Below are 25,400 nucleotides of genomic sequence, written 5' to 3'. Positions count from 1 at the left end.
CGGCGAGGACAGCACCGACAGCAGCGTGAGCGACGAGACAACCGCCCGTCGCGACCGCGACCCCTGCCGGGCGCCGCCGCCTCGAGATCGTCTTCGTTCTCGATGCGACCGGCACCCGCTCCATGGTCGTTACCGCGGCAGCGTGACCCGGAACGTGCTGCCCTGACCGGGGTTCGTCTCGACCTCGATTCGTCCCTCGTGCTGCTTCACGACGGCGCTGGCGATGTAGAGGCCGAGGCCGAGTCCGACGCTCGATCCGACCTGGACGTCAATTCCCGGGACACGGTAGAACCGATCGAAGATATGAGGCACTTCCTCGGGTGGGATGCCGGGCCCCTGGTCGCGAACCACGAACACGGCCTCCGGGCCCTGCTCGCGGAGCGCCATCGTGACAGGGCGCTCGCACGGCGAGAATTTGAGGGCGTTGCAGAGCAAACACTTGAGGACCTCGCCGATTCGCCCGCGATCGACGAACGCCTCGACGGGTGCGCGCGGGAGCTCGAGTATCACCTCCCGGTCGTACGCCGCGGACTCCTCGGCGGCTGCTTCGCGGCAAATCGCGACGAGGTCGCTGCGCTCGCGGTGAACCGCGAGCTGCCCCGACTGGATGGCGCTGACACAGAGGAGCTTTTGCGTGAGCTCCTCCATGCGCGCGATGGAGCGGTCGATGCCGGACAGCATCTTCGCCGCCGTCTGGACCCCCCCCGGCTCCTCGAGCTTGCGCTGCAGGAGCTGGACCCGGAGCTTGAGGCTCGTGAGCGGCGTCCAGAGCTCGTGGGCCGCGGTCCCGAGGAAGACGTCCTTGAGCGCGGACTCGGCGGCCGCTCGGCGCGTGCGCACGAGCTCGAGGTGCGTGCCGACGCGCGCGAGGAGCTCGCGCGCCGAGAATGGCTTGCAAAGATAATCGTCCGCGTGGGCGGAGAGAGCCTCTACAGCGGATTCCTCGCCCGAGCGCGCCGACACCAGGATCACCGGGGTTGAGCTCGTGGACGCCTCGGAGCGCAGCGCCCGGAGCAGGTCCAGACCGTCCAGGCGCGGCATCATCACGTCGCTGATCACCAGATCGGCAGGACGCGCTCGTACTGCCGCCAGCGCCTCGGCGCCGTCGGCGACCGCCTCCACGGCGTAACGATCGCTCAGCAGCCGCATGAGATAGGCGCGCATCTCGGCATTGTCGTCGGCGACGACAATGCGCGGACGCAGGGCGCGCTCGGGCTCCTGCGAACGCTCGCGCACCGTGCCCGGCGGCTCGCAAGGCGCCGGGGCGCCGGGGAGCCACCAGGGCGCCGTATCGACGGACGAAGGGGCCTCGCGCGATTCGACGGCAAGAGCAGCGGGAGCCAGGCGCTCGGCCGGGAGGTGCGCGTGGCCGCGGGGGATCTGGACCGTGAAGATCGATCCGCAGTCCGGCGTGCTCTCGGCGCGGATCGTCCCGCCGTGCAGTTCGACGAGCTCCTTGGCGAGCGCCAGACCGATGCCGGCTCCTTCCGCCGACCGCCCTCGCGAGCCCCGGACGCGGTAAAACCGCCCGAAAATGTGCGGCATCGCCTCCGGGGGGATCCCGATCCCGGTGTCCCGTACGCTGAGCTCGATGTTATCGCCGACCCGCCGCAGCACCACATCGATCTCGCCGACGAAGGTGTACTTCAGCGCGTTCGCGACGAGGTTGCAGACGATCTTCTCCCACATGGAGCGATCGACGTACCCGGGCTCGGGCTGCGACTCGCATGAGACCTGCAGGCGGATCTGCGCCTTCGCGGCCGCGAACTCGAACAGCCCGACGAGCTCCCGCGTCAGGGCGGCGAGGTCGGTGGGCTCGAAGACGGCGTCCACCTGGCCGGCCCCGACCCGCACGAAATAGAGGAGCGCATTGACGTGATCGAGCAGGCGCAAAGCGCTGCGACGGACGGTGCCGAGCTCTTCGCGCTGCCATTCGGTGGGGGCGTCGCGTACGCCGGACAGGAGGCCCTCCACGGGGCCGAGCAGCAGCGTCAGCGGCGTGCGGAGCTCGTGGCTGACGTTGGCGAGGAACTGGGTCTTGAGCGCATCGAGCTCCTGCGTCGCCTCGAGCCGCGCCTGGATCTCGCGCCTGGCTTCCTCGGTGCGCCGGAGTGCCCGGCGCTCGAGCAGGATGGACAGCTGGATGCTGATCATACAGGCGAAGTCGATCTCGTGCTGCTGCCATACGTGCGGCTTATCGACGTGCTCGAAGCAGATCGTCCCGAGGTTCTGGCCGCCGAACCGGATCACCGCGTCGAGCATGGAGGTGATGCGATTCGGCCGGAGGTACCCCTCGACGTAGCCCGCGGTGCGGCGATCGGTGTATGGATCGCTCGCATCGACGTACAGGGAAGATTTGAGGGCTTGAAACTCCTCCACGAATTCGTGCTCGTGGAGGATCCCTCCGGAGGAATGCTCACCGGTCGAGAGGTTGAACTGATCGATGCACTGGAGCTGCGTCTCGGTGTCGTCGAACAGCCAGACGTTCACCCGCTCGACGGCGAGCAGACGCGCGCAGGGCTCGGTGATGAGCTGAGCGATGGCCTCGACGTTCCCGTCGATCATCGCCGGGTTGCGCGACAGTTGGTCCACGAACTCGCGCTGGTCGCGGATCTCGCGGCTCTGTCGCTCTCTCGTCGACGTGCTCTCCGGGTCGCGCTCGGCCGGACTCGACGTTCGGGGCGAACGATCCTCGTGGATCGGCTCCATGTCCGTGTCCAGCGCCGAGCCTTTCGTGGTCATGGGCACTGCCGGTGGACTATCCCACATTCAGACGCTCGCGCACGACTCGCGGCGGGCGCGGCTCCGCAGCGCCGCCGCTACAGGCGCCTTCCATACCTCGCAGAACCGCCTCCCGGCAGCGTGAACGGGAGGCCCGTCTCAACCGCACCAGGGGCGTGTCGCAGCATGCTCGTGCATGTCCAGCGTTCGTGCTCGTCGGTCCGGCGCCCTCGGCACCGGTGCGCCCCGACCGCACGCCTGCGATGACCCGCCGTCCCGCGCGCCGGACAACCTCGGCAGCTCGGAACGGTACCGAGGGCGCCCGCCCGGGTGCGGGCCCTGCGCGAGCTCCACGCAGCGGTGGGATCGCGTCGTCGCTTCGCCATCTCGCGGTTCCGAACCGGGTCGCTGGACGCACTGCGATGAGACCACGCTCGCCACTCGCGTCCGAGACGATCCAGCGACACGCGGTGTTGCGCCCAAGGGTTCGCACATGCACCGGCACACCCCGCTCCCGCCGACATTCCTCACGAATCTGACAGCAACGGGCGTCGTCTGCGAGGCCGGCCCCTCGGCCACGCCTCCTCACCGCATCCTTCGGCTTAGCACCCAGGCTCTTGGCGCCGGCTCCGCGCCGCACGCCCGGGCCGCGACCCGGTCCTGCTCCGCCAGCGCATACACCGAGACCGCTCAAGCTGTCGCCGATGCTCGCGGCCGGACCGGCGCAGCGGTGACGCGAGCGCGCAGATCGTCTCCCGACCGATCGCGGGGCTCATGAGTTCATGGCGCGGCCGAGGAACCACTCGCTGCATCGACATGTCGCAAACTTCGTGCCCGCGAATCATCGGACCTGCGCGAGCTCGCCGGCCCCGTCGCGCCAAGTGCGGAGCGCGCGACGGAAGCGTCCGCAAGCACCGATCGGGCCATTCATCAGGGACGGACAGGGGAAATCTGCCTCGTGCGGCGCACTCGCGCTCTGCTATCAAGCCACCATCGATGGACGCATCTAGTTTTCGAGAAGCGATATTCCAGGTACACAGCCACGGCCGCGACCGCGGGCACTATTTCCTGGCGGCGGAGGACCCGCGATTCGACGACCGCCACATCAGCGTCGCCGGCAAGCGACTGCTGTCGTTCGGCAGCTGCTCGTACCTGGGCCTGGAGTTCGACCCACGGCTGATCGACGGCGGGGTCGAGGCCTACCGCCGCTACGGCACTCAGACGTCGTTCAGCCGCGGCTACCTGTCCTGCCCGCTCTATCCGGAGCTCGAGGAGGACCTGCTGCCGCGCATCTTCGGCGTGCCGCGGGTGCTGCTGCTGCCGAGCACCAGCATCGCGCACCATGTCGTGATGCCGGCGCTGCTGGCCGAGAACGACGCGGTCGTCTGCGACCACCAGGTCCACCGCTCGGTCGACGACGCGATCACCCTGCAATGCGCGCGCAGCGGCGCCGTCAAGGTGGTCGTGAAGCACGGCGAGCTCGAGCGGGCGCTCGACATCGTCGGCCGGCTCGCGCGCACGCACCACCACGTATGGTTCGCGTGCGACGGCGTCTATTCGATGTACGGTGATTTCTTGCCCGCCGGCTTCCTGCACGACCTGCTGGCCGTTGCGCCCAACGTGCGGCTGTTCATCGACGACGCCCACGGGATGAGCTGGACCGGCGAGCGCGGCTGCGGGCACTTGCTGTCGCGCTTCCCGCTCGGCGAGCGCGTCGTTCTGGTGACCTCGCTCGCCAAGGCTTTCGCCACCGGCGGCGGCGTCGTCGTCGTCCAGGACCGCCGCCTTCTCGAGACCGCGCGCCTGGTCGGCGGCCCGTTCTCGTTCTCGGGGCCGCTGCGCCCGGGCGACCTCGGGGCGAGCATCGCCTCGGCGCGGATCCACCTGAGCCCCGAGCTGGCGACGCTCCAGGCCGCGCTGCGCGACCGGATCGCCCAGGCCAACGCGCTGTGCCGGACTCTGGCGATCCCGCTCGTCATCGCCAACGAGGCGCCGATCTTTTTCATCGCCCTGGGCCGCGTCGAGGCGGTGTACCAGATGGCCGAGCGGCTGCGCGACCAGGGCTTCCATGTCAACGTGTCCGGCTTCCCGGCCGTCCCCGCCAGCCGCGGCGGCCTGCGGATCGCCATCAACGCCATCCACAGCGCGGCGCAGGTCGACGCCCTGTTCCACGCGATCGCCGAGCACCTGCCGGAAGTGCTGGCCGCCGTCGGGGTGACGCGCGACGAGGTCGCGGAGCAGTTCGAGGGCGTGCTCCCGTCGTTCCTCCGCGCCGCGCGTCCTCTCGCGTCCGCGGTGCAGCAGCTGCCCGAGCGACACGCCGCGCCGGCCGACGCGCTCACCGTCGAGACCCACGCGAGCATCGATCGGCTCGACGCCGGGCTCTGGGACGCGCTCGTCGGCGACTTGTCGTACATCGATACGCGTTCGATGCGGGCGGCCGAGCGTGTGTTCCACGACGACCACGCGCGCCGCGAGCACCGCTGGTCGTTCCGCTACGTGTTCGTTCGCCGGGGCGACGAGGTCGTCGCCGCGGCGCCGTTCACCACGGTGTGGATGAAGGACGACACCTTCATGAGCGCGGCCGTCAGCGCGGCGCTCGAGCGCGAGCGCGTCGCCGATCCGTACCTGTTCACCTCGCGCGCGGTCGTGATGGGCAACATGGCCTCCGAAGGCGAGCACATGTTCCTCGCCCCCGGCCCGGGCCGCGCCGCCGCACTGATCGCCCTCGCCGAGGCCGGCGTCGCCGAGATGAAGGCCCAGGGCTGCAGCACCCTGGTCCTCCGCGATCTCGCCGACGACCCCGAGCTCGTGCGCGTCCTGACCGGTCAGGGCTTCGTGCCCGTCCCGCTGCTCGAGCGCTACCTCGTGCCGCTCGACTGGCGCGGCGAGGAGGCATTCATCGCCGCGTTGCCGAGCCACGGCCAGCGACGGCACGTCCGAGCCGTCCACGAGCAGGCGCCCCTGTTCGAGGTCGAAGTGTGGGACGGCCGCAGCGCCGCGTCGGACGACGAGCTCGGCCACCTGTACGCGCTCTACCGCCGGATGGCGGCAAAGAACCTGCGGATCAACATCTTCCCCCTCCCGCCGGAGCTGCTGCGCGCTCATCTCGAGAGCGGCTCGTGGGAGTTCGTGTTGCTGCGGCGCCGGGGCGGTCCGGTGGTCGCGTGGGCCGCCACGCGCCCCGCCGGCCGCGAGTACCGCGCCCTGTATTGCGGCGTCGACTACGACGATTTCCGCGCCGGCAAGATCAACCCCTATCGCCAATTGCTGTGGCAGCTGGTCCGCCGCGCGGGCCAGCTGAGCTGCGAGCGCCTGCACCTCGGCATGGGAGCCGGCCAGGAGAAGACGCGCTTCGGCGCCACGCCCTCGCCCGCGCTCGCGCTCGTGCGAGCAGACGACGCCTACGCGGCGACCCGCCTGCAGGAGTTCGTGACGCAAACGGCTTTGCGCAGCGCCGGTCGCTCGTAGACCGATCATGCGGCCGTCGCGGGTAGCATGCCTCCAAGTCATCCGATAGCGGTGACAAATGCGAGCCCGAGTGAGGCGAGGAGCGACGCGCGACCTCGGCAAGCCCAGCCACGGGCTCGCCCTCGTCCGAGCATGACGGCCTCGACCGCCCGGCCCGCGGCCGTTAGGCTTCATTAGATGTCCTTCGAGGCCTGGCGCGCCAGGCTCCGGCGGCTCACGGGCATCTCGGTGCTCGCCAAGATCGCCACGCTGCGCCCGCGCGACGCCGGCTATCTTGCCCTCGAGATCGACCCGGGCGGGCCGTGGCCCGCGCTGCTGCGGCGCTTCCCGACGACGCACGGCGGACTCGAGCGGCGCGCGTTCACCAGTGAGATAGCGCGCGTGGGGCACCGGTTCCCGATCGCGACCTGCGAACGCTACCACCGGCGAGACGGTCGGCGATTACTACATCGACATCCGCTCAATCGACCTGAATGGTCGGGTGGAGCTCGCGCGGCCGCGATCCGGAAGCGAATCCTATGACTAGACACGACACCTTGATGACATCGCTCGCCCTCGCCTTTGCCCTCGGTACGACCACCAGCTCCGCCGAGGCCGCGCATCTGACCTGCTCGCAATCGTTCGCGATCACCAACGTGCGGGTGTTCGACGGCGACAAGGTGATCGCCAAGGCCACCGTGCTCGTCGTCGACGACGAGATCGCGGCGGTCGGGCCAGAGGTGATGATCCCGCAGGGCACGCCGACGATCGACGGCGCCGGCGCGACGCTGATGCCGGGCATGCTCGACAGCCACGCGCACGCGTGGCAACGCGGCGACCTCGAGCGCGCGGCGCAATTCGGCGTGACGACCGAATTCGACATGTGGTCCGACCTCGCCTTCATCCAGGCGATGACGGCCGAGCAGGAGAGCACCGGGGCGCCGGACCGCGCCGATGTGTTCAGCGCGATTCACCCGGCGACCGTCACCGAGGGGTATCCCTACAACTGGACCCCGGACGTCATCGAATCGCCGACGGTCGACAGCCCGCAGGGGGCCAAGAAGTTCGTCAAGGATCGAGTCAAGGAGGGCGCCAACCACCTCAAGATCATGATTGAGGACGGCACCCTGACCGGCCCCCCGGTCCCCGTGCTCAGCGACGCCACCATCGCGGCGTTGACGAAGGAGGCGAAGAAGCGCGGGATGCTGAGCATGGCGCACATCACCAAGCAGGCGCCGGCGTTCTCGGCGGTCGGCAACGGCGTCGACGGCCTCGTCCACGTATTCGTCGACGAGCTCGCCACAGCGCAATTCGTCGAGCTGGCGGTGGCGAAGGGGATCTTTGTCGTCGGTACGCTCGCCGCCGAGGAGGCGTTCATCACCACCGACGGCGGCGCCACGATCATCGCGGACCCCGACCTCGGCCCATACCTGACCGAGCTCGAGAAGGAGTACCTGCTGTTTCCCGGGCCGCCGAGCGTGCTGACGCTCGAGAACCTGCAGATCGCCCAGGACAACGTGCTCGCGCTGCACGAGGCCGGAGTGCCGATCCTCGCCGGGACCGACCTCGCGACCCACGGCGTCAGCATCCACCGCGATCTCGAGCTGCTCGTCGACGCGGGCCTGACCCCGACCGAGGCGTTGGTCGCGGCGACGTCGGCGCCGGCCGACGCGTTCGGCTTCGGCGACCGCGGCCGGATCGCGCCCGGGCTGCGCGCCGACCTGGTGCTGGTCGACGGCGACCCGACCACGGACATCCTGGCGACGCGCGCGATCCGGAAGATCTGGAAGCTCGGCGTCGAGGTCGAGCGCGCGCTGCCGTGACGAACTCGTGACGGGTCAACCTCCACACGCCGCGTTTCGGACCTCGCTCGCGGCGAACCCGGCAGTCTCTGCGGTCTCCGGGTCACTTCCCCGCGAACGACTCGACAGCATCACCGTAGCCACGCCGCCAGGCCCGCCCACGCGCCCGAGGCCGCCGGCTTCGCGCGCCGGGGCGTCGGCCCCGAGCGCGCCCTCGCGGCCCACGAGCTGCTCGGCGGCGGCCTATTCTTGCCGGTCCACCGGGGCATCTTCAGCCTCGCCCCCACGCGGGGGACAACCCCGCGGAGCAGCTGTTCGCCCGCCGTGACACGTGGGGAGGCTCAGGCCGTGTTGTCGCGGGGAAAGAGCTCGTTCTGAAGGACCTGGGCGGCTTGTAGCCGCTCGCCCGGCCTGCGCCCGCAGCACGCTTGGTCGTTGTGGGGCGCGACGCCTGAGCGCCTCGACGTTCAGGATCGTCAAAGCAGCGTCCGTGCATCTGGAGCAGGCCTTGGTTCTTGAAGTAGACGAGCACCGAGGCGTCAGGGTCGGGGGGGGACGAGGACTCGATCGAGCTCCAGCCGAGGCTGCTGGCGGACCTCGACGGCGCGGACATGCTGCCCGGGACGAGTCGTCCCACGTAATGGGAGCCCGCGTGTCAGCTCGACGAGCGGTGAGCTCGACAGGGCCTCGCCGGCGGCGCACCGGCACGAGCGAGACCGCGCCCGCGCATGCGCGCTGCATCTCGTCCAATTGATTTGCCGCTCCCAGGGACCACGGCGGACGGAGACGCTCGATGCCCGCCTCACGAATCCTCGCCCTCTTCCTCCTCGCCTCGTCCGCTTGCAGCCACGTCGCCAACTACGGCCCGGTCCCTGGCGACGACGTCGCCGACACCGACGAGCAGGCCTCGACCGCAGCCGGTGACTCCGACAGAGTCGACTCAGACGCCGCCGCGCCGGCGGCCGCCGAGCTCGCCTCACCGCCGGCCCACGCGCGCCTCGAAGCCGCCTGCGCGCCCGGCGGCGGCAAGGCGGTGCGGATCCGGATCGGCCTCGCCGCGCCTCGCTGCGACGCCGACCCGACCGCGACCGAACTGCTGGTGTTCGTGTTCCAGGGCGGCCCGCTCGCGCCGGGGACCTACGAGCTCGACGACGGCGGCGGCTATGCCTTCTTGCAGTCGGCGGGGCCCGCTGGGGCCAGGTCGGGTCGCGTCACGATCACCGCGTGGGACGAGCAGGCCGTCACCGGCACCTACGCGCTGAAACTACCCGACGGCGGCGTCCTCTCCGGTGGCTTCGCCGGGCCGGCGTGCCCGGGCGAGGCCGCGTGCGGCTGACGCGGTCCGTCGCGCTTTGACCGCCCGGACCCCTCGTGCGAGCATGCCCGGGCGATGGACGAACCCTCCGATTCGATCCTGCTCGCGGCCTGGTGCGCGGGCGATCGCGCCGCGGGGTCGGCGCTGTTCGAGCGCCACTTCCGGGCTGTCGCCCGGTTCGTGCGCAGCAAGGTCGCGCGCGAGGCCGAGGTCGACGACCTGGTCCAGTCGACCTTCCTCGCCTGCCTCGAGGCGGGCCAGCGCTACCGCGGCGAGGGCAGCCTGCGCGCCTATCTGCTCGGCATCGCCTATCACAAGGTCCAGAAGCACTACGCCGCGCGGCGCCGCGGACCCGTCGACGTCGAGCACGTCAGCGTCGAGGACCTCGCGCCGGGCCCGAGCGCCCTGCTGGCGCGGCGCGCCGAGGAGCGGCTGCTGCTCGCGGGCCTGCGCCGCCTGCCGCTGCAATTCCAGGTCGTGCTCGAGCTGTACTTCTGGGAGGACCTGACGGCGGCCGCGATCGGCGAGCTGCTCGGCGAACCGGAAGGCACGATCCGGACCCGGCTCCGCCGCGCCCGCGAACTGCTGACGCAGCAGCTGCGCCGACTCGCCACCTCGCGCCCGCTGCTCGAGAGCACGCTCAGCGGCCTCGACGACTGGGCGCGAGCGCTGCGCGGCGACGGCGACGAATTTACCAATTGACCGCAGCCGCTCGGGGACGACAGTGCAGCTCCGCCATGTCGTCGCACTCGCCCACGCAGCCCGCCTCGCGCTTGCCAGCCTCGCGCCCCCCCGGCATCCTGCCCGCGTTGGCTCACCACGACACCGAGCTGGCCGATCGACTGCTCGCACAGCGCCTCAAGGCCGCCCTGTTCGGCGCGACCACGCCGCCGCTGCACATCGGCCCGTACCGCCTCGCCAGCCGGCTCGGCGCCGGCGGCATGGGGGTCGTCTACCGCGCCCACGATCCGGAGCTCGGGCGGGACATCGCGCTCAAGCTGATGCACCCCGAGCTCACCGGCGCGGTCGAGCGGATCCGCCGCGAAGCCCGGGCGCTGGCCCGCCTGGCCCACCCGAATGTCGTCACCGTGTTCGGCACCGGCGATCACGAGGGTCGTTTCTTCGTGGCGATGGAATTCGTCGAAGGCACGACCTTGCGCGAATGGCTCGAGCAAGTCCGCGCCACCCGGACGCGCGACGCGTGGCGGGCGGTGCTCGAGCGGTTCCTGCAAGCGGCTCGCGGCCTGCAGGCCGCCCACGCCGCCGGGCTGGTCCACTGCGACTTCAAGCCGGAGAACGTGCTCGTCGGCAATGACGGCAGGGTGCGCGTCGTCGACTTCGGGATCGCCAGCCCCGACGGTATGGACATTCGCGCGCGCGAGCTCGCCGACGCCGGCCGCCTCGACGCGACCATGCGCTCGCTCGCCGGCGAGGCCGCCGGCACGCCCGCGTACATGGCCCCCGAGCAGTTCCGCGGCGGGCCCGTCGACGCGCGCACCGACCAATTCGCGTTCTGCGTCGCCTTGCACGAGGCGCTCGTCGGCGCCCGGCCGTTCGCCGGTGAGACCCTCGACGGCCTGATGGACGCCGTGCTGCACCAGGAGCCGGCCCCGCTGCCGCGGCGGCTCCCCCGGCCGCTCCGCTCGCTGATCGCACGTGGCCTCGCGCGCGAGCCGGACCGCCGCTTCCCCGACATGGCCGCGATCATCGAAGAGCTGGGGCGCATGCTCGCGCCGCGTAGCTGGCGGCTCGTCGCCGCGGGCGCGAGCGCCCTGTGCCTCGCCGCCGTGGTCGCCGCTGTGCTGCGCGAGCCCGCCGCCCCGGCGCAGCCGACCGGCCCCGGTTTGTTGACGTGGATCCGGGCGCAGGTCCCGAGCCTCTGCCTCGCTCCTTCGCCCGCCCTCACCGACGCCGCCTACATTACCGAGAGCGAGCGGCTGGTCGCCGAGGCGGGCGCCGCGATCGCCGGCAGCCGCGAGTACTACCGCTCGAAGGCCCGCCTCCTGGCCCTGCAGCTCGCCCGCGGCAACCTCGACGCCTGCAAGACGGCGGCGATGACCCTGCGCAGCGCCCCGGACATGCCGTGGGCCAGCGCCGCCGAATTCCGCTGCCTGTGGGCCCGCCACTGTACGGCGCCGGCGGGCGCGGCCTGTCCGCCGGGCCTGGCCGCGCAGGGCGTCGCAGGTTGTCGACCGCTCGCGAAGTGCGCGGTGCGAGGCCTCTCCGCCCAGGCCGATGCATGCCTCTCGGGACAGGTGGAATGCTGCCGCGTCGCGCTGGTGCAGACGCAGTACACCCTGCAACGAGCCGGCGAAGCCGACGCGCCGGAGGCCCGCGCGGAGCAGCGCCGGCTCGCCGAGGCCGGATGCACCGCCGGCCACGCCGAGCTGTGCCTGGAGGCCGCGAAGCTCGGCATGGACGTCGAGCCGGCGCGCCGACAGGCCTGCGAGCTGCACCACCAGGCGTCGTGCGGCCCGGCCACGACCGACTGAGCTGGCTCACGGGTCCGAGCGGGCGAGGCCACGAGACTCTTGCCTGAGGCCGCGAAGCATGGACGCCGAGCCGGCGCGTTTACGGGCCTGCGAGCCCGGCGCGCTGCCGGAACTCGACGTGCTCCACAGGAGCGACATGCACCGTCAAGGGCTCGCAGCCGGCGCCATCGCTGGCGTTCCACCAGCCCTTGAAATCGACCGTCCACAGATCGCCGGGCTTCTGGTCTGGGGAGCCTCGCCTGGCCGGCTTCGAAGCGATGGGCGCCGACGCGGAACGACCTCGCCAGCTCGCTCGAGGATCCGCGCGATCGTCCGCACGCTGGAGAGGTCATCGCCGGCGACGCCGGCTCGCGCTGTGGTTGCCCTCGCGTGCCCGTACCACCTGTCTGTGGGGACAGCCGGACCTCCCGAGTTCCTGGGTGACCCCATTGCACACGTGCCGTGGTCTAAGACCCCGGAGGAGCTCCCGGGAACAACCGAGCCTTCAGCCCGGGGAGTGCTGCCTTCCGCCGTCGTGAGGGCGTCGGCCTCCTCCACCTCAACCTTTTCGGGGCTCAATACACGGCCCATGTGCTTGCTGTGTACGCTTCGCGTTTCCGTTTCCGGGTCTCGCGCAACACTCGGTTCCGGCTAGAGCTCGGCCTCGGCCGGGCGGGGTCAAGGTCCCCCGCACAGGGTCACTTTCAAAGGTTTCTGCTTCCTTGCTTCCTCCTTTGCCAGGCTTTCCTTGGCGCACCATGACGCGGTTCGTCGTACAGTTACGGTCAAGAAGGATGCAATGATCGCCGAGCTGTCGGAGGCGCTGGTCGACCTAAAAGAAGGGCTTGGGGAGCTCTGAACGGCCGCTGAGTGCCCCATGAGACGTGGGACGAGGGGGATCGACTTCGTCACCGGCTGGTCGGAGAAGACCGAGCTGGCGCCGGCCCGCTTCGCGGCGTGCGGGGGATCCAGCGGTCGCAGCGGACGCGCTGGCGCGAGCGGCACGGCAAGGCCAACGAGCACAACGGGAAGATCTCGCGCGATCACTGGATCCTCGACGCCGAGCGCCAGGCGATCCTCGATTTCTTCGACAAGCACCCACTCGAGGGCTATCGACGGCTCACCTCCATGGTGCTCGACCAGGACATGGTCGCCGTCAGCCCGGCGACCGTCTACCTTGTCATCGCTCTTCGCACCGGCCTCTTCACCGCCTCAGTGACACTGGAAGAACGCGGTCTTCTCGAACACGAACAGCACCCCGGCATCGCCGAGATTCATGCTGAGGAACGCCTCGTCGAGCTGCATCACGAAGCGGCCGGCAGGCTCGGGCGACTGCAGCCAGATGGGCTCGCCGAGCGCGCGGGCGTGCAGCGCATACACGGCCTTCCGCAGCTCGCCGAGGTCCTGCGCCTCCTCGTCTTCCTCGTCGTCCAGGCGCTCGACGAGCTCGTCATCGAAGATCGTCGCGGGGACCTTCACGGTGACCACCTCGAACCCCTGCGCGTCCGCCACGGGCCGCGCGAGCGGCCGCGCGAGCGGCTTCTTCTGCAGGTCCTTCTCGCTGAGGCGCACGACGACGACGTGGTCGTTGTCCGGCTCCCAGGCCTCGTGGTGCATCGCGCTGCTGACGAACAGCGCCACCGCGCGGCAGCGGGGAAAGAGCGGCTTCAGCCCCGGCAGCGTCTCGAGATCGAGGGTGAGGAGGTGCTGCATCGGCTCGCCCTTCGCGGCAAAAACGGGCCACGTCTCTTCGTCGACGCCGCGAGGCACGCCGTGGCGCTGGTTGTAGGTGTCGTCGGTCTGCTCGCTCGAGCGCAGCGCCGCGATGGTCGTCATCTTGCCGCGCCAGCGCCTGGCCGCGACCACCTCGAGGAGACGGTCCACGTCGTCCTTCTTCGTCGAGACCGCGGGCGCCGCACCAACACCGCTGCTCAACTCGGCATAGCGCTCCTCGTCGACGAGTTGAGACCACAGCTCCTGGTTGCGCTTGCCGGGCAGCGAGAATGCGAGGACGAGCATCCGCTCGCGCTCCGCGGGCGGTGTGCGCTCGATGAACGTGTCGATGTAGCGGCGGCACTCTTCGAGGTCGAGCCTGTGCTCACAGGCCATGAGGCTACGCACGGCTTTCTCGTGCAGCGCCGGCACCGACGCGACGAGCGGCAGCGTGCGCACGAAGGGCGGCAGCTTGGCCGGCGCTGCGCTCTCCAGCCCGCGTGCGAGCACCGCCTCTCGGCGCGCCGGCGGCAGCTTACCGATCGCCTCGTGCAGCGCCGGCTGCACCTCCTGCCGGAAGAACACGTCCGCGTGTCCGTACCCGCCGAGGACCGGGTCACGCCATTGATCGCCCCAGCCGTGAAACTGGAGGACCGCGTCCAGCGCCTCGGGCCACTCCTTCGCGCGTGCCAGCGCGTACACCAGCGCCATGCGGATCTCCATCTCCGCCGCCTTCTCCTTCGGCGATAACGTCGTCCACGCCGAGTGCAGCGGCTCGATCGCCGCCTCGCCGACGAGCGCGATGCCGTAGGGCAGGAGAATCGCGTCGGGCTTCTGCTTGGCGCGCAGCGCGGCCACCACCGCCCGGAGCACCTCGTCGTCGAACAGCCCGGCGATCAGCGCCGAATCGCTCTCGCCCTGAATGCGCGCGAGCAGCACCCGCTTGGCGCGGTCCCTCGGCAGACGGCGCAAGAGCTCGATGTAATGCTTCGTCGCGCGCAGCCCCTGGCCCTCGGGCGTGCCCCAGGTCGCGGGGTCGCGCGACAGTCGACCGTATCCGTCGAGCCGCCACCACTTGTTCTTCAGAACGCGCGCGACGATCGGCTCGGGCAGCGGCCTTTCGTGGCGCCCGGCGGCGACCAGCGCCGGCAGCGCGCAGCGCTCGGGCAGCGTGTCGTCTTCATCCTCGGCGTCGCCCGTCGCCCACGCGAGCAGCTCGTCAACCGTAGCGAAGCGCAGCAGATCGTCGGTGCTGTCGGCATAGCGGCCCATCAGCGCTCGTCGCTGCGCCGGCGAGGCGATGTCCAGCGCCGGCACGAGGTTCGAGAAGCTCTCCGGCCCACCCGTGCCCGCGGGCGGAGACAGCGCGAACCACAGCAACGATTGCGCCCACTTCTCGCGGTCGGCGAACAGCTCCACGTAGCGGAAGAGCTCGGGCCCGAACCGTCCGTCATGCACCGGCAGATGGACGTCGTCGCGCCACTCCCCGTCGACCGTCATCGTCACGTAACGGCCCGTCCAACCGTCGGTCGAGCGCTGCACGCCGAAGCCGTTGTGAAGGAACTCGAACGCGAGGCGCGCGGCCATGTTGCACGAGAACTCCATCGTACGAATGCCACGCCGGCGCATCACGGCGTTGACGCCGTCTTTCTGCCATGCCGGGAGCGCCGCGAACGCTGGCTCTCGCGTCAGCGCTGCGAGGCCATCGGCACCCAGCCGCACCACGATCTCGTCGAGGTGCTTCGGCCACCCCGGGAACGCCGTCTCGAGCGCGGTCGAGTCCCGCTCGCCGTCCGCCTCTTGCTCCTTCAGCGTGCGGCCGGCGAGCCCGCGATAGTCCTTGTCGGCGAGCTCGCGATACCCCGCCGGCAGCTCGGGCTCGTCGACCAACGAGAAGAGGTGAAGCACCTCGCACGCCGCCAGCGTCCGCTGCTCGTCCTCGACTCCCTCCGCGAGATTGGCGAGCAGCGACCGCTTCACCGCCGGCGCGAGCGTCCTGGAAGCGAGCCAGCCGTTGGCCCACAGCTCCCAAAGCAGCGCATACGCCAGGCCGCGCACGTCGGAGGCGTCCGCGAGCAGGGGCTCGATCGCCGCCTCGAGGAGCCGCAGCTGGGCATACTCGTCCTCTTCCTCCGCCAGGCGCGCCGCGAGCTGCTTCCGGTCGAGCTTCGCCAGCCGCTCGTCGGGCGGCACGAACGAGGAAACAGCCTCGGACGGCGCCGGCTTCTTCGCCCCCTTCGTGGCATCGGCCTTCGCCGGCTTCTTCGGCTTCGTGGCAGCGGCCTTCGCCGGCTTCTTCGCCGGCTTCGTGGCAGCGGCCTTCGCCGGCTTCTTCGCCGGCTTCGTGGCAGCGGCCTTCGCCGGCTTCTGCGCCGCCTTCGTGCCAGCGCGCGCGGCCACCTCGGCGTACCCCTTTTTCACCTTCTCGGCGATGAGCGCCTCGGCAGCTTTCTTGGCCGCCGCGCCGGAACCGTGCGACTTGACCTGCGTCTGCCCGGCCGTCCCGACCCGCCCAAAGCGCACTGTCGTCGACTCGCCCTCGACGCCGATTTCCCAGAACTTGTTGGACTTTCCGTCCTGAAACAGGAACGAGCGCATCCGACCTCTCCTCGGCCCACGGGCTCTGTGCGAGCAGACTCCCCGCCTTCGCCCCAAGAAATGAAGCCTTGCTACCCCGCTGCGAGCTCACCTGTCAATCACCGGCAGCCCGCGACGGCAACGAGCGTCGCGAAGCGTAGGAAGTTGAACGTCGCCTGTGTGGCCGGGTGCCGACCTCCATCAGGGCGCTTGAAGCGGAAGTCGGCCGTCTTGGTCTTCCTCCGCGGGGCCCCCATGCTCCTCGGCGGGCACGAGGACGCCGGTCGCGTCGGTCCACGAGCGGCTCGACGAGGTCAACGAGCTGCTCGTGCCAGCCACAGAACGTCGAGCGCGACAGCTCGAGGCCATCGCGGGCGTAGATGCCTCCCTGGCGGTGCAGCGGCGTGTGATCCTCCTCAGTGATGGTGGGGGCGTGATCGCGTACAGCTCGATCGGCTCTTGGGGGGACGCGCTGCCGCGCACCGTACGCCCGAGGCCCAGTTGTAGCCAGCCACCGGCGCCAGTGCACCGCGGCTCTCATCCGCCACCGCGAGCGCTCCGCCGCCTTCCAGGCCGCCGCAGAACGAGCCCCGTGGCGCTCGGGCGGCGACTCGTCGTCATCGGCGACCCCGACGCCGGCATGCACACCCGGTTGATGCGGGCCTACGGCTGCGGGGACCTGTGCATCGACATGAACGGCTGCCCGAGGTGCCTGATCACCGTCGTCGCCGACATCACGAAGGGCCCGATCGCCATCGGCCTCGAGGAGAACCGGTCGTCACCGGCGCGCTGGGTCTCGCGCTCGCGGCCGCCTCTCGGCCGAAGGGGCGGATGTGAAGGCCATGGCGACTTCGAACATCGAGCAGGCCCTTGAGCTCGCGCGGGCGGAGGCGAGAGCGCTCTCCGACCAGCTCCGCCAGCCCCGCGCCGATCTGCACCGGCTCGGCATCGCCGACCAGAACCGTGCCCTCGCCTGCGCCGCCGTCTCGGGAGCGCTCGGGGTGCTGTGCGGTATCGGCATTGGCCTGAGCATCCGGAAGAAATGAACCTCGAGTGATGGAGGGAGTAGGAAGTGGTGAAGACAGGACATGGCCCAGCCGAGTCGGCTTCAAGACCATGACTTGCTCGACATCTACTACGATTGCCGAATCTACGATTTCACCTCTGGGAAATAAGCATTCGCGAGAATGCCCCGGATCATCAACAATCCAATGCATCCGCACTGTCGTCAAGGAGGTGGAAGATGGGTAGAGGAGAAGAGCAGCAAGTCTCGCCAGAGCCTTCTGGATTAAGGCCATTCATGTCCCCTGCGGAGACCGCGCAAGTCTTGCGGATCTCCACCCGGACTCCGGCGAACTGGCGGAGTTCAGGGCGTGGACCCGCCTTCCTCAAGGCAGGGGGCCGGGTTGCCTACCGAGCCGCGAGTGTGCTTGAGTGGGTGCAGCAACAGGAGATCGAGGGCGACGGCGGAGAAGGACACCCCAAGGTGAGAATCACCATCCGCCCCTACCTCAAGGACCCCAAGCGGCTGCACGTGGACATCATGCTCCCCCACCCTCACACACCCAACCGACCCATTCGTCGACGCCTCCTGGCGCCCGACGGGATGGACTCGGACACAGCGAGGGCATGGGGCATGCGCCAGGTTCACGAGATCCTGAGGGACCTCGGCCAGTCCACGCAGGCAGCGGAGAAGGAGGATAAGTCAGTCAGGACCCCGCGCGGGAGCCTGCCCCACCAAATGCCCCCAACGATGACGCTCCGCATGTTTTGGCCGACGTTCCTCGAAGAGCACGTCGAACCGAACCTCAAGGCCGGCACTCAGGACGCTTACCATGCCGCCTGGCACCAGCACATCGCGCCCACGCTCGGAGATTGCCCGTTGGATCAAGTTGATGCCGCAGCGATCTCCCGCTTGAGACGCGCGCTCAAGGTGAAAGGGCACGGTACGGCATACCGGAACCTGACCTGCGCCAAGGTGCTGGTCATGGTGCGGATGGCTGCCGAGTGGGGCAAGATCTCCAAGGAAGCGGTCCCCCACATGTCCTGGGAGAAGGTGAAGAGCCGGCCCAAGGAAGTGTATACGCCGGCTCAGGTCGAGCTCATCTTACAGGCTGCGCTCGCGCGATCCAAAGAGTCCCACGTCCTGCTTCCGCTGCTGAGCAAGGCGGCGCTCCGGATCGGCGAGGCCACCGGCCTCATGTGGGAAGATATCGACTGGGACCGTGGGACCGTGCTGATCCAGCGCAATGTCTACCGAGGGCTGCTGCAAGATTCGCCCAAGGGCGAAATCGGGGCGGTACCGATGGCGCCGGTCCTGATGCGGGCCCTGCGCGAGCTCCACGCAGAGGCGGGATCGCGTTGTCGCTTCGTCATCTCGCGGTTCCGGGCCGGTCGCTGGACGCACTGCAATGAGACCACGCTCGCACTCGCGTCCAGGCCATCCAGCGACAGGCGGGTGTTGCGCCCAAGGGCCCGCACATGCACCGGCACACCGCGCTCACGCTGGCCGCGCGGGCTGGCGTGCCCCCGCTGGCGTTGCAGAAACTCGCGCGTCACTCCAGGCTGGAGACGACCATGCGCGACTACGTCCACATCCAGGACGTGGAAATGGCCGCGCTCGCCGTGGCTGCACTCGACCCCTCGCCCGTCGGCTCGCTCGAGCCGGCGACGTAGGCCCGAGCGGGAATTCCCATGAACACGCAGGACAAAGGCAAGATCCACGTCTTCACCTTCAACGCGCGTGCCTTCCGCTCAAACGCCCCTCAATTCGCCGTTGCCCTCGATCTCCGCGAATTCGGCCGTTTGGCGGGGGGTCCGCCGTCTCTGCCCGTCCCGCGTCTTCCTGGAAATTCCCGCCGTTCTGGCAACGTCCTGGCAACCGGGCGCGACGCCGCCCGGCATCACAGTCCGGTCGACGACGCCAAACGCTTGCGTCTACCCCGGGCGCTGACTCGCGGACGCTCGCATACGCCCTCGCTCGCTGCGGGTGAGCTCGCCTCCCGTGAGGGAGGCAGCGCCAGCACATGAAGCGCTGTCGGTCTAAACGCCCTCCGTCAGCAGGTGCTCCAGAACGTCGTACCCGATATCGGTGCCGCAAAAATCGATGTTGACCGACCGCCCCTGCAGGCGCGGCGGGCCCGCGTTCGGGTACGCCCGCGCCAGCTCGTCATGCACCAGCGCGAGCATCTTCTGCGGCGGCTCGGCGCGCAGCGAGCGGTGCTTGCCCCTCGTCGAGCACCAGCATCAGGTCGATATCCTTGAGCGGTCGGATTGCCGTCCGCCGGCGGTACACCCGCTCAGGAAGTCGTGCGAGATCGCAAGGCTCGCGCGGAGTTTGTCGCGCAGGGCGTTCGACTGCCGCGTCGCCTCGCTCTGCTCCCGCTCCGTCAGCTCGAGGCCGCGGAGCAACTGATCGAACGCTTGGGGGACTGTGAGGGATGCCATGATATCTCCGCTCATTCAGGGCAGGACCTTGACCTCGACGTATGCGAGGCCCGCGGCGTCGTACCAGCTGCGCAGGCGCCAGCCCTTGCGCACGTTCGAATAGCCGTGACCGGCTCCATAGGCCAGGCCGAGCGCGCCGCCGACCTTGAGCCCCAACTCCGGATCGCGGAATAACGCCCCGATCAGCAAACCAGCACTGCCGCCGATGAAGCCGTAATGCAGCGCGCTCAGGGTCATCACGCCGAGGTAATCGCGGAGCTCCGCCGGGGACGAGGGGTCCCACTCCACCCGCACGCCAAGCTGCTGGATCGCTTGATCGAGCGCGTGCTTGAGCTTCCGTAGGTTCTCCAAGCCCGACAGCACGACGTGTCGCTCCCGGAGGATCTGAGCGACGAGTCCCTCCGTCGACTTCGCCGCGCTCACCCGTCCATGCGCCTCTTCGGCCACCGGCTGGTCCGGCGGCTCCTCCGCGCATCCGCTGGGGAAGACGGGACCGAACAGGCGACCCCAGGCCGCGGCGCTATCGGCCTCATCCGTCGCCTCGAAGGCGCGGCGTGCCGTCTCGGCGGACGCCGCGGCGCAGCGGACGAACTGTGCAAAATCGGCATCGGAGGTCTTCGCCAATACGTCGCTCTGACGGACCCGATGGGCCTGGAGTCGCGGCTTTCCGCCCGCCGCATGGCACCGCACGATCTCCTCGAGTGTCAGCATCACTCCCTCCGCGACGCTCTCGATGTCGTCTGGACAATACTCCTCGATTAGCCGCTCGAGCGGGTAGCTCCGCGGGTGCTCCGGCATGCCCGGGCAGTGGACCTTCTGTATTGGCTCAGCGTGAATGCAACCGAGGGAGGTGCGGCTTACGGACTTGCGGGTGGGCAGGTCTGGTTGGGATGATGGTGGGTTTGGTGTCGGCGAGCAAGTTCTCGGCGTTGACGGCGGAGCTCTCGAGCGGCCTCGAGTTTGCGGTCGCGTTCGACGAAGATCGCAGCTTCGCGGCCGGCGAGCTTGTCGACCGGCGCAATGTAGCCGATGGCACTGTGGAGGCGGCGGGCGTTGTAGTGCTCGACGAAGTCGGCGGTGACGCGACGGGCCTCGTCGATCGTCGATGGCGCTGCGGGCCGTAAGGCCGTGGACTTGAAGGTTTTGTGCCAGCGTTCGAGCTTGCCGTTGGACTGCGGGTAGCCGGGTGAGATCCGGACGTGGGTCATGCCGGCGACGCGGATGAACTCCTTGAAATCGCGGGCGATGAACTGGGGGCCGTTGTCGGTGACGATGCGGGGCCGCGCCCCGGGGAACAGCTCCCGGGCGCGCTGCAGGATGCACTCGACGTCTCGTTCGGTCATCGACTCGCGGAGATCCCAGTGGACGATGTAACGGCTGTAGCCGTCGAGCACGCTGCACAGGTAGTAGAACGTGCCGGCGAGGTTGATGTAGGCGATGTCGACGTGCCAGTGGCGGTGCGGGCCGTCAGGCTGCTGGAAGCCAGTGCCCTTCTTCGAAGGACCGCGCTGCCAGCGATCGAGGCGGCCAGCGGCGCTCAGGACTCGGTAGACGGTCGCCGGGCTGACGGCGACGATGTCCTGGTCGAGCATCATGTAGGTCAGCCGTCGGTAGCCCTCGAGTGGGTGCTTGTCGAAGAAGTCGAGGATCGCCTGGCGCTCGGCGTCGAGGATCCAGTGGTCGCGCGGGATCTTCCCGTTGTGCTCGTTGGCCTTGCCGTACCGCTCGCGCCAGCGCGTCAGCTGCGACCGCTGGATCCCCAGCCACCCCGCGAAGCGGGCCGGCGCCAGCTCGGTCTTCTCCGACCAGTCGGTGACGAAGTCGATCACCTCGTCCCGCGTCTCATGGGGCACCCAGCGGCCGTTCAGAGCTCCCCAAGCTCTTTTTTTAGGTCAACCAGCGCCTCCGACAGCTCGGCGATCACCGCGTCCTTCTTGACCAGCTTCGCCTCGAGGTGCTCCACCTTCTCGCCGAGCTCGCGCTTGACCGTCTCCGCCGGCGTCGTGCGAGATTCGACGAACACCTGCGGCGCGCGCTCAAATAGCGCCCGCTGCCAGCCGTAGAACACGCTGGGCTGCAGCTTGTACTTCTCGCACAGGTCCGACACGGGCACCTTGTCGAGGTGGTGCTCTCGCAGGATCTTGGATTTCTGCTCGGGGGTGAAGTGTCGGCGTTCTTGCTTCTTCATGCGGGCCTCCTGGCCACGCCTCTCCTCTACCAAAACTCAGGCCCGTTGCGGGCCAGCCGAGGCAGTACACTTCCAGCACTTGAGCGCCTTGACCACCCCGAGGAAGTGCTGGTTGCAGCGCGCGTTCTTGCTTCGCGTGCTCGCCAGCTGCGCGAGGGGGTGGCTCTGTCGCCAGCGATCGGCCTCGCGATCGGGGATCAGCAGCGGTTCGGTCTTCCATGCGCTCAGCTCGGCCTCGGTCGGCTCAAAGCCCTCCTCAAGCGGCTCGGCGCGAGCCTCTGCGAGCATCTGCTGCAAGTCGACCCGCGACGGCGCGGACGCGAGGACGAGATCGAGGTCGACCTCGTCGCACTGGATGCGGAACGACCGGCCCTGCGCCCGTACGTTCGCATAGTGTCGCTGCAGGAACGGCCGCAGCAGCCTGAGCGCCTTCTCCGGCCCGTAGCGCACCGGGTCGAGGTTGGTGACGAACACGAGGTCGACGTCGGAGCCCTCGCCGCCAGCCAGGGGCCGCAGCGCCGTGGAGCGGCGATAGCTCCCTTGAAGGAACGTGGCGACGTGATACCTCCCCAGCTCGGGGTCCGCCCGTAAGCGTCGGCTCAGCTCCAGATGCGCCCGACGAAACTCGCGGAGCTGGCCCTGACTCGGACGGATCTGCTCGAGAAATCTGCGGAATCGATAGTTGAGCTCCATGGCTGCCTCCGAACCTGTCGTCGGACTCGCCCCGCTCGATCACGCGGCGCCACGGCTTCCCCCTGAGAGACATCACACAACGACTGACGGCGCTCGCGGTCGCCTCGTCGGGGCTGCCCGGCAAAAAAAATCGACAAGCGCCCATGATCGAGGACGCGCGACAAACGACTGTAGGGGACGCTCGATGCCCCACCGACGCTTGACCGACCGCGCGACGCCGCGGATGCTCGACGCTGTGAGCAGCACGCAGGACGACGACGACGACCTGCAGGGGCTCTTCCCGCCGCCGCCGCCCGTCGCGGGCGGCGGCGGCGCTCAGCGGCAGTTCCACCGGGTCGGCGCGCGGCTGTTCGGCGAGGAGGAGACGCCGCTGATGCTCGGGCGCTGGACCATCGGCGACCTGATCGACGTCGGCGGGATGGGTCGCGTCTACAGGGCCTTTGATCCGGCGCTGGGCCGCGAGGTCGCCGTCAAGACGATGCAGTTCGGGGCGGGAGCGGACCTCGACCGGCGGCGCCGGCGGATGCTGCGAGAGGCGCAGGCGATGGCCGCCGTACGCCACCGGAACGTCGTCCAGGTCTACGACGTCGAGGTCTCGGATGCCCAGGTCTTCGTCGTCATGGAGCTCGTGCGCGGCCAAACTCTGGCTGCCTGGCTCGGCGCGAGGTCGCGACGCTGGCAGGAGATCGTCGAGGTCTTCATCGCCGCGGGCGAGGGCCTCGCCGCGAGCCACGACGTCAAGGTGATCCACCGCGACTTCAAGCCCGACAACGTGCTCATCGATGAAAATGGGCAGGTCAAGGTCATCGACTTCGGGCTCGCTTGCGTCGACGGCACCATCGAAGGCGACCGCGCCGGTGGGGCGCTGGCAGCCTCCCTCACGGTCGAGGGGACCATCGTCGGCACGCTGAACTACAGCGCCCCTGAGCAGCTCCGCGGCGAGGAGGTCTCGGCGCGCAGCGATCAGTTCAGCTTTTGCCGGGCGCTCTACGAGTCGCTCTACGAAGTCCGCCCCTTCGTCGGCGACACCGCCGCCGAGCTCCTGGCGGCGATGGCCGCCGGCGAGCCGGACTTCGCCGGCTCCCGGCGTATCCCTCGTCGCATCCGGGCAACGCTTCGCCGCGGGCTCTCGTTCGTGCCCGCGCGTCGCTTCGACGACATGCACGCGCTCCTGCGCCAGCTCAGGGATGCGGCAAAGCCGTCACCACTTCGCTGGCTCGCGCTGACCCCGGTCCTCCTGTGGCCGCTCTGCGCGCCTCATCCCTCCACGGACGCCTGTCGCGCGCTCCAGGCCGACGCCGCGCACTTGCAACAAACGGCGAGCCTCGCGCGAGCGGGCGCGACCTCCCCGGCGGCCAGACTCTCGGCGCCCGACCACCTATGGTCACGATTTGAGCTCCGGTGGATGCGACACGTCGGCGCCTGGTACCAGGCGAGCGAAGACCTCTGCCGCAGCGCCGGCGAGAGCGAGAGCGCCAGCCAGCCCCGCGTCGCCTGCCTCCGCGATCATGGCGCGAGCCTGTCTGCCCTCGCCGACGAGCTCACGCGGCCGACCACCGACCTCCTCGCCAACCTCGACGTCCATCTCCTCGATCTCGACGAGCGGCTCGCGCGATGTACCTCCCTCGCGGGCGTGGCCCCCTCAGACGCCTCGCCCGCGAAGGTCCGGCACGTCCGCGGGCTCCTGGCGCGAGCGTGGGCCTCCGAAAGGGCCGGCAAGCTGCGGCTCGCACGAATCGCCGCCGAGGAAGCGCGGCAGGAAGCCGAGGCGTCCGGCGACGCGGGCCTGCTCGCCGAGGCGGAGCTGCAGCGGGGCCGCGTCCTCGGGCTCTTGCACGATCCCGGAGCGCGCCCTGTCCTCGAGCGCGCCCGGGACCTCGCGCTCGGCGACGGCGACCTCATGGTCGCCCTCGATGCCGCGCTCTTCCTCTACAAGTTCGCCGCCGAGGTGCTCGAGGACACGGCGCTCGCGCTGCGTCAGGAGGCGCTGCTGCACCCGCTCGTGCATCGACTCGGCGATCCACCGTGGCGCCGATCGCAGCTCGCTGACGCGCGAGGCCTGGTCCTTCGCTTCGCGGGTGAGCCGGAGGCCGCCGAAGCCGCCCACGACGAGGCGCTGGCGCTGATCGACGCCCTGCTCGGGGACGGCTCGGCCGAATCGCTGCGGATCGAGCTAAACAGGCTGACCGCGCGCGCGGAGGCGTCGGATACCAACGAAGACGAGCTCGCCGCGCAATACCTCGCGCTCCTCGGGCGGGTGTCGCGTCAACTCGGCGAGCGCCACCCGCTCACGGTGAGCGTCCGTCGCGAGCTCGCCCTCACGCTCTACGACCAGGACGCGCTTGAATCCGCTGCAGCCACCGCCCAGGCCGCGCGCGCCGTCGCTCGTATGGTCTATGGCGAGGACAGCCGCGACGTGGCGGTCCTCGACACGCTGCTGGCGCGGCTCTTCTTCGACGACGAGCGACCGGCCGCCGCCGAGTGGCATGCATCCGTCGCCCTGGCCCACCTCGAGGCGCTCGCGGAGCCGGACCGCCCTGACTCCGACCGTGTCGCCGCCCTTTCGGTCCTCGGAGACATCGCGTTCGGGCGCGGCGAGTTCGTGCAGGCCGCGAAACTCTACGAGCGCGGCGCCTCGCTCGCAGAGCGTCTGCCGGGGCGTGCCTCGCAGCAGGCGCTCGAGATGGGGAACAACGCCGCGTATGCCCTGTACGCAGCCGGCCAGAACGCCGAGGCCGCGTCGCGTCTGGATGCGCTCGCCGCCCAGATCGAGCGGCACGAGCTCGCATTCACGAACCTGGGGATGAGCATCTACGGAAACCGCGGGCTCGCATACAGCGACCTCGATCGGGGAGCCGCTCGCGGATCCCTGACCCGCGCGCTCGCCATCGCCGACGGCCTGGAAGATCCCGCGCTGGAGGCGGCCCGCAGGCTCTACAGCGACGCACTCGTCCGGCTCGGGCCACCCGAGCGCAGCCGTTAGCCCTTCTTGACACTCAATGTTCGCCTCGTCACCACGCCGC

The 25,400-nt window shown here is 69.7% G+C and carries 18 protein-coding genes and 2 pseudogenes; 11 read left to right on the top strand and 9 right to left on the bottom strand.

The features are described 5' to 3' along the window. Positions 1-129: 129 nt before the first annotated feature. On the bottom strand, positions 130-2,565 hold the full coding sequence (locus NAEX_RS38230) for a GAF domain-containing sensor histidine kinase (protein WP_245913988.1): 2,436 nt from the start codon (positions 2,563-2,565) through the stop codon (positions 130-132). On the opposite strand from NAEX_RS38230, the gene NAEX_RS53390 reads away from it, so the two are divergent. The 7 genes from NAEX_RS53390 to NAEX_RS38205 all read left to right on the top strand — a co-directional run bounded on the left by NAEX_RS53390 (position 2,540) and on the right by NAEX_RS38205 (position 11,780). Continuing rightward, on the top strand, positions 2,540-2,866 hold the full coding sequence (locus tag NAEX_RS53390; protein WP_245914001.1) for a hypothetical protein: 327 nt from the start codon (positions 2,540-2,542) through the stop codon (positions 2,864-2,866). The two genes, NAEX_RS38230 and NAEX_RS53390, sit on opposite strands and share 26 nt — an antisense overlap. 851 nt (positions 2,867-3,717) lie before the next feature. After that, on the top strand, positions 3,718-6,192 hold the full coding sequence (locus NAEX_RS38225; protein WP_170136361.1) for a bifunctional aminotransferase class I/II-fold pyridoxal phosphate-dependent enzyme/GNAT family N-acetyltransferase: 2,475 nt from the start codon (positions 3,718-3,720) through the stop codon (positions 6,190-6,192). 177 nt (positions 6,193-6,369) lie between these two features. Then, a complete protein-coding gene (locus NAEX_RS48880) occupies positions 6,370-6,714 on the top strand; it encodes a hypothetical protein (protein ID WP_143825709.1) in 345 nt (114 codons plus the stop codon). Between the two features lie 17 nt (positions 6,715-6,731). Then, on the top strand, positions 6,732-7,994 hold the full coding sequence (locus tag NAEX_RS38220; protein WP_211302545.1) for an amidohydrolase family protein: 1,263 nt from the start codon (positions 6,732-6,734) through the stop codon (positions 7,992-7,994). A 772-nt stretch (positions 7,995-8,766) separates the two neighbouring features. Beyond that, positions 8,767-9,309 (top strand): hypothetical protein, encoded by a 543-nt coding sequence (locus tag NAEX_RS38215; protein ID WP_096332395.1) that lies wholly within the window; start codon positions 8,767-8,769, stop codon positions 9,307-9,309. A 54-nt stretch (positions 9,310-9,363) separates the two neighbouring features. Further along, entirely contained in the window at positions 9,364-9,990 is a 627-nt protein-coding gene (locus tag NAEX_RS38210; RefSeq protein WP_245913893.1) for an RNA polymerase sigma factor, read from the top strand. A 107-nt stretch (positions 9,991-10,097) separates the two neighbouring features. Continuing rightward, a complete protein-coding gene (locus tag NAEX_RS38205; RefSeq protein WP_170136359.1) occupies positions 10,098-11,780 on the top strand; it encodes a serine/threonine-protein kinase in 1,683 nt (560 codons plus the stop codon). Positions 11,781-12,971: 1,191 nt separating this feature from the next. Here NAEX_RS38205 and NAEX_RS38200 read toward each other — a convergent pair. Next, positions 12,972-16,070 (bottom strand): WGR domain-containing protein, encoded by a 3,099-nt coding sequence (locus NAEX_RS38200; protein WP_096332393.1) that lies wholly within the window; start codon positions 16,068-16,070, stop codon positions 12,972-12,974. Between the two features lie 94 nt (positions 16,071-16,164). Further along, positions 16,165-16,590, bottom strand: a complete 426-nt coding sequence (locus NAEX_RS54785) for an IS66 family transposase (RefSeq protein ID WP_096332392.1) — start codon at positions 16,588-16,590, stop codon at positions 16,165-16,167. A gap of 301 nt (positions 16,591-16,891) precedes the next feature. Here NAEX_RS54785 and NAEX_RS38190 point away from each other — a divergent pair, with 301 nt between their 5' ends. The 3 genes and pseudogenes from NAEX_RS38190 to NAEX_RS54070 all read left to right on the top strand — a co-directional run. Next, positions 16,892-17,095, top strand: a complete 204-nt coding sequence (locus NAEX_RS38190) for a hypothetical protein (RefSeq protein ID WP_143141626.1) — start codon at positions 16,892-16,894, stop codon at positions 17,093-17,095. Between the two features lie 197 nt (positions 17,096-17,292). After that, a pseudogene (locus tag NAEX_RS54780) lies at positions 17,293-18,387 on the top strand (helix-turn-helix domain-containing protein); the annotation flags it as partial. Positions 18,388-18,482: 95 nt separating this feature from the next. Further along, positions 18,483-18,725, top strand: a pseudogene (locus NAEX_RS54070) (tyrosine-type recombinase/integrase); the annotation flags it as partial. Positions 18,726-19,091: 366 nt separating this feature from the next. On the opposite strand, the gene NAEX_RS51380 reads toward NAEX_RS54070, so the two are convergent. The 6 genes from NAEX_RS51380 to NAEX_RS38155 are packed head-to-tail and all read right to left on the bottom strand — an operon-like array spanning position 19,092 to position 22,377. Then, positions 19,092-19,238, bottom strand: a complete 147-nt coding sequence (locus tag NAEX_RS51380; RefSeq protein WP_170136356.1) for a hypothetical protein — start codon at positions 19,236-19,238, stop codon at positions 19,092-19,094. 57 nt (positions 19,239-19,295) lie between these two features. Further along, positions 19,296-19,511, bottom strand: coding sequence for a hypothetical protein (locus NAEX_RS38175; RefSeq protein ID WP_096332389.1), 216 nt, complete (start codon positions 19,509-19,511; stop codon positions 19,296-19,298). Next, positions 19,512-20,294, bottom strand: coding sequence for a hypothetical protein (locus tag NAEX_RS38170; protein WP_096332388.1), 783 nt, complete (start codon positions 20,292-20,294; stop codon positions 19,512-19,514). A 59-nt stretch (positions 20,295-20,353) separates the two neighbouring features. Further along, a complete protein-coding gene (locus NAEX_RS38165; protein WP_211302334.1) occupies positions 20,354-21,349 on the bottom strand; it encodes an IS3 family transposase in 996 nt (331 codons plus the stop codon). Positions 21,350-21,360: 11 nt separating this feature from the next. Continuing rightward, positions 21,361-21,684, bottom strand: a complete 324-nt coding sequence (locus tag NAEX_RS38160) for a transposase (protein ID WP_096325681.1) — start codon at positions 21,682-21,684, stop codon at positions 21,361-21,363. Between the two features lie 36 nt (positions 21,685-21,720). Beyond that, positions 21,721-22,377 carry an SMODS domain-containing nucleotidyltransferase gene (locus NAEX_RS38155; RefSeq protein ID WP_096332387.1) on the bottom strand — a complete coding sequence of 219 codons (657 nt, stop codon included), beginning with the start codon at positions 22,375-22,377 and terminating at the stop codon, positions 21,721-21,723. On the opposite strand from NAEX_RS38155, the gene NAEX_RS38150 reads away from it, so the two are divergent. Next, positions 22,376-25,360: a serine/threonine-protein kinase gene (locus tag NAEX_RS38150; protein WP_096332386.1), complete on the top strand. Its 2,985-nt coding sequence runs from the start codon at positions 22,376-22,378 to the stop codon at positions 25,358-25,360. The genes NAEX_RS38155 and NAEX_RS38150 overlap by 2 nt on opposite strands. The last annotated feature ends 40 nt before the right edge of the window (positions 25,361-25,400 follow it).

Origin of the sequence: Nannocystis exedens (assembly GCF_002343915.1) — a bacterium.
GTDB classification, from domain to species: Bacteria; Myxococcota_A; Polyangia; order Nannocystales; family Nannocystaceae; genus Nannocystis; species Nannocystis exedens.
The sequence above is the reverse complement of the archived record's forward strand: the minus strand, read 5'-3'. Positions and strand labels throughout refer to the sequence as shown.

Bases quoted from the DNA above. Each gene is read 5' to 3' on its own strand.
- NAEX_RS38220 (WP_211302545.1), top strand. From the start codon at position 6,732: ATGACATCGCTCGCCCTCGCCTTTGCCCTCGGTACGACCACCAGCTCC.
- NAEX_RS54785 (WP_096332392.1), bottom strand. From the start codon at position 16,590: ATGAGAGCCGCGGTGCACTGGCGCCGGTGGCTGGCTACAACTGGGCCT.
- NAEX_RS48880 (WP_143825709.1), top strand. From the start codon at position 6,370: ATGTCCTTCGAGGCCTGGCGCGCCAGGCTCCGGCGGCTCACGGGCATC.
- NAEX_RS38230 (WP_245913988.1), bottom strand. From the start codon at position 2,565: ATGATCGACGGGAACGTCGAGGCCATCGCTCAGCTCATCACCGAGCCC.
- NAEX_RS38175 (WP_096332389.1), bottom strand. From the start codon at position 19,511: ATGAGCGGAGATATCATGGCATCCCTCACAGTCCCCCAAGCGTTCGAT.
- NAEX_RS38215 (WP_096332395.1), top strand. From the start codon at position 8,767: ATGCCCGCCTCACGAATCCTCGCCCTCTTCCTCCTCGCCTCGTCCGCT.
- NAEX_RS38150 (WP_096332386.1), top strand. From the start codon at position 22,376: ATGGCTGCCTCCGAACCTGTCGTCGGACTCGCCCCGCTCGATCACGCG.
- NAEX_RS38160 (WP_096325681.1), bottom strand. From the start codon at position 21,684: ATGAAGAAGCAAGAACGCCGACACTTCACCCCCGAGCAGAAATCCAAG.
- NAEX_RS51380 (WP_170136356.1), bottom strand. From the start codon at position 19,238: ATGCTCGCGCTGGTGCATGACGAGCTGGCGCGGGCGTACCCGAACGCG.
- NAEX_RS53390 (WP_245914001.1), top strand. From the start codon at position 2,540: ATGGCCTCGACGTTCCCGTCGATCATCGCCGGGTTGCGCGACAGTTGG.
- NAEX_RS38210 (WP_245913893.1), top strand. From the start codon at position 9,364: ATGGACGAACCCTCCGATTCGATCCTGCTCGCGGCCTGGTGCGCGGGC.
- NAEX_RS38170 (WP_096332388.1), bottom strand. From the start codon at position 20,294: ATGCCGGAGCACCCGCGGAGCTACCCGCTCGAGCGGCTAATCGAGGAG.
- NAEX_RS38200 (WP_096332393.1), bottom strand. From the start codon at position 16,070: ATGCGCTCGTTCCTGTTTCAGGACGGAAAGTCCAACAAGTTCTGGGAA.
- NAEX_RS38190 (WP_143141626.1), top strand. From the start codon at position 16,892: ATGGCGACTTCGAACATCGAGCAGGCCCTTGAGCTCGCGCGGGCGGAG.
- NAEX_RS38155 (WP_096332387.1), bottom strand. From the start codon at position 22,377: ATGGAGCTCAACTATCGATTCCGCAGATTTCTCGAGCAGATCCGTCCG.
- NAEX_RS38225 (WP_170136361.1), top strand. From the start codon at position 3,718: ATGGACGCATCTAGTTTTCGAGAAGCGATATTCCAGGTACACAGCCAC.